The 3886-nt window shown below is 61.9% G+C and carries 3 protein-coding genes; all 3 read right to left on the reverse strand.

Annotated features, from left to right (window positions below):
* Positions 1–95 precede the first annotated feature (95 nt).
* Positions 96–1511, reverse strand: coding sequence for a pyruvate kinase (pyk, locus tag PMI23_RS28210; protein ID WP_007919940.1), 1416 nt, complete (start codon positions 1509–1511; stop codon positions 96–98).
* Positions 1508–2782: a glycerate kinase type-2 family protein gene (locus PMI23_RS28215; protein ID WP_007919938.1), complete on the reverse strand. Its 1275-nt coding sequence runs from the start codon at positions 2780–2782 to the stop codon at positions 1508–1510. Before PMI23_RS28215 ends, pyk begins: the two co-directional genes overlap by 4 nt.
* A gap of 163 nt (positions 2783–2945) precedes the next feature.
* Positions 2946–3839, reverse strand: a complete 894-nt coding sequence (locus PMI23_RS28220; protein ID WP_007919937.1) for a 2-hydroxy-3-oxopropionate reductase — start codon at positions 3837–3839, stop codon at positions 2946–2948.
* Positions 3840–3886 lie beyond the last annotated feature (47 nt).

Below are 3886 nucleotides of genomic sequence, written 5' to 3' on the forward strand. Positions count from 1 at the left end.
AATGCCTCAAAGGACGCTCTGCGTCTGCTCTTGGGACGCAGAGCGTCCCGGGCCGCACTCCCACGCAGAGCGTGGGAACGATCATGGTGGGGGGCTTAAATCAATGTTTCGATCCGCAGCGAGTTAGTCGACCCCGGCTGGCCGAACGGCACGCCGGCAGTGATCAGCAGCGTGTCGCCACGCTCGGCCATGCCTTGGGCCTGGGCGATTTCCAGCGCGGTTGAGCAAACCTCATCGACCTGACGCAGACGATCGTTGACCACCGAATGAATCCCCCACGCCACGCTCAAACGCCGTGCGGTTTGCAGGTTCGGCGTCAGGTTGAGGATCGGCGCTTTCGGCCGTTCCCGCGCTGCACGCAGACTCGAGGTGCCCGATTCGCTGTAGTTGACCAGCACCGCCACCGGCAGCACGTTGCTGATGCGCCGGATCGCGCAGCTGATCGCATCGGAAACGGTCGCTTCAGCTTTCGGCCGGCTAACGTCGAGTTGAGTCTGATAGTCCGGGCCGTTTTCCACTTGGCGAATGATTTTGCTCATCATCTGCACAGCTTCCAGTGGGTATTCGCCGGACGCGGTTTCCGCCGACAGCATTACCGCGTCAGCGCCTTCGGCCACGGCGTTGGCAACGTCCGTTACCTCGGCGCGGGTCGGAGCAGGGGAGAAGCGCATCGATTCCAGCATTTGCGTCGCCACCACCACCGGTTTGCCCAGTTCGCGGCAAGTGGTGATGATGTTTTTCTGAATCTGCGGCACGCTTTCCGCCGGCACTTCAACGCCGAGGTCACCGCGAGCGACCATGATCGCGTCGCTCAGCTCAGCGATTTCACGCAGTTGTTCAACCGCCGACGGCTTCTCGATTTTTGCCATCAGAAAGGCTTTGTCGCCGATCAGCGCGCGGGCTTCGACGATGTCTTGCGGACGCTGCACAAACGACAGCGCGACCCAATCCACGCCGAGTTCCAGACCGAAGCTCAAATCGCGACGATCTTTGGCGGTCAGCGGGCTGAGGTCGAGCACCGCTTGTGGCACGTTGACGCCTTTGCGGTCCGACAACTCGCCGCCGTTGAGCACGGTGGTGTCGATCGCGTCGGCGTATTTGGTGACCACACGCAGACGCAGTTTGCCGTCGTCGAGCAGCAGGTCCATTCCCGCTTCCAGCGCTTCGATGATTTCCGGATGCGGCAGATTCACCCGGCGCTCATCGCCCGGTGTTGCGTCCAGATCAAGACGGAACGCCTGACCACGATGCAACTGCACCTTGCCATCAGCGAACTTGCCGACGCGTAGTTTCGGCCCCTGCAAGTCCATCAGAATGCCCAGCGGATAGTTGAGCTGGCGCTCGACTTCGCGGATCCACTGATAGCGCTTGGCGTGGTCGGCGTGATCACCGTGGCTGAAGTTCAGGCGGAAGATGTTGACCCCGGCTTCGACCAGTTCACGGATGTCTTCGATGCCATCGACAGCAGGCCCGAGGGTGGCGAGGATTTTGACCTTTTTATCAGGCGTCATGATTTGCAGCTCTCAAGGATCAGAATGGCGCGGAAGTCGTTGACGTTGGTGCGGGTCGGCTCGGTGACGATCAGCGCATCGAGCGCCGCGAAATAGCCGTAGCCGTTGTTGTTATCCAGCTCGTCGCTGGCGCTCAAACCGAGGGCGGCGGCGCGGGCGTAGCTGTCCGGGGTCATGATCGCGCCGGCGTTGTCTTCCGAGCCGTCGATGCCGTCGGTGTCACCGGCCAGCGCATAGACGCCGGGCTGGCCCTTGAGGCTGTCGGTGAGGCTGAGGAGAAATTCGGCGTTGCGTCCGCCACGGCCATTGCCGCGCACGGTCACGGTGGTTTCGCCGCCGGAGAGAATCACGCACGGTGCTGCCAATGGTTGACCGTGATGGATGATCTGGCGGGCGATGCCGGCATGGACTTTCGCCACTTCGCGCGACTCACCTTCGAGGTCGCCGAGGATCAGCGTGCTGAAACCGGCCTGACGGCATTTCACCGCCGCCGCATCCAGCGATTGCTGAGGACGGGCAATCAACTGGAAGTGGCTGCGCGCCAGGCTCGGATCCCCGGGTTTGACGGTTTCCGCTTCAGGGCTTTGCAGCCAGTTGCGCACGGAAGCGGGGATCTCGATGCCGTAGCGTTTGATGATCGCCAGCGCTTCAGCGGAAGTGCTTGGGTCGGCCACGGTCGGGCCGGAAGCGATGACCGTGGCGAGGTCGCCCGGTACATCGGAAATCGCGTAGGTATAAACAGTGGCAGGCCAGCAAGCCTTGCCCAGACGCCCACCCTTGATCGCCGAGAGGTGCTTGCGCACGCAGTTCATCTCGCCGATGGTCGCGCCGGATTTGAGCAGGGCTTTGTTGATCGACTGCTTGTCGGCGAGGGTGATGCCTGCGGCCGGCAACGCCAGCAGGGCAGAGCCACCTCCGGAGAGCAGGAAGATCACGCGGTCGTCTTCAGTCAGGTTGCTGACCAGTTCGAGCACGCGTTTGGCTACGGCCAGGCCGGCAGCGTCCGGTACCGGATGCGCGGCTTCGACCACTTCGATTTTTTCGCAGGGGGCGCCGTGACCGTAACGGGTCACAACCAGGCCAGATACTTCACCTTCCCAGCAGCGCTCGACCACTTGCGCCATCGCGGCGGCGGCTTTGCCGGCGCCGATGACGATCACCCGGCCGCTGCGATCTGCAGGCAGATGGGCTTCGAGGACCTGGTTCGGATGGGCCGCGTCGATGGCTGTGGCAAACAGCTCGCGCAGCAGTTGTTGCGGATCGACCGACATGGCGGGCTCCCAATCTTATTGTTCTTGGTTTAGTGCTGATGATCGTTCCCACGCTCTGCGTGGGAATGCCTCAATGGACGCTCTGCGTCCACTTCGGCAGGGACGCGGAGCGTCCCGGGCTGCATTCCCACGCAGAGCGTGGGAACGAGCGACGGGGCAGGGCTTATTTGTTATCGCGAATCGAGAAGTTGGCCATGTGTTCCAGACCTTTGATCAGCGCCGAGTGGTCCCAGTTGCTGCCACCGATCGCTGCGCAGGTGCTGAACACTTGCTGGGCGTTGGCGGTGTTCGGCAGGTTGATGTTCAGTTCCTTGGCGCCTTGCAGGGCCAGGTTCAGGTCCTTCTGGTGCAGGCTGATGCGGAAGCCTGGATCGAAAGTGCCTTTGATCATGCGCTCGCCGTGCACTTCGAGGATCTTCGAAGAGGCGAAACCGCCCATCAGTGCTTCACGCACCTTGGCTGGATCAGCACCGTTTTTCGAAGCGAACAGCAGGGCTTCAGCAACGGCCTGAATGTTCAGGGCGACGATGATCTGGTTCGCCACTTTGGCGGTTTGACCGTCGCCGTTGCCACCGACCAGGGTGATGTTCTTGCCCATGGCCTGGAACAGCGGCAGTGCGCGTTCGAAAGCATCGGCATCGCCACCGATCATGATGCTCAGGGTCGCGGCTTTGGCGCCGACTTCACCACCGGAAACCGGTGCGTCGAGGTACTGCGCACCTTTCTCGTTGATCTTCGCCGCGAAAGCCTTTGTGGCGGTTGGCGAGATCGAACTCATGTCGATAACGATTTTGCCTTTGCTCAGGCCAGCGGCAACGCCGTCGGCGCGGAACAGTACGTCGTCGACCTGTGGGGTATCCGGGACCATGACGATGATGAATTCAGCTTCCTGCGCGACTTCGCGCGGGTTCGCCAGGGCGACGGCGCCAGCGGCGACCAGGTCGGCCGGGGCGGCGTCGTGGTGCGCCGACAGGAACAGGCTGTGACCGGCTTTCTGCAGGTTCGAAGCCATTGGGTGGCCCATGATGCCGGTGCCGATAAATCCGATTTTAGCCATGAGAAAATCCTCTTGTTTTTATAAACAGCCGTAGGAGCTGCCGAAGG

Origin of the sequence: Pseudomonas sp. GM24 (genome assembly GCF_000282235.1) — a bacterium.
Taxonomy (GTDB): Bacteria; Pseudomonadota; Gammaproteobacteria; order Pseudomonadales; family Pseudomonadaceae; genus Aquipseudomonas.

Coding starts and splice junctions, on each gene's coding strand:
- pyk (WP_007919940.1), bottom strand. CDS start 1,511: ATGACGCCTGATAAAAAGGTCAAAATCCTCGCCACCCTCGGGCCTGCT.
- PMI23_RS28215 (WP_007919938.1), bottom strand. CDS start 2,782: ATGTCGGTCGATCCGCAACAACTGCTGCGCGAGCTGTTTGCCACAGCC.
- PMI23_RS28220 (WP_007919937.1), bottom strand. CDS start 3,839: ATGGCTAAAATCGGATTTATCGGCACCGGCATCATGGGCCACCCAATG.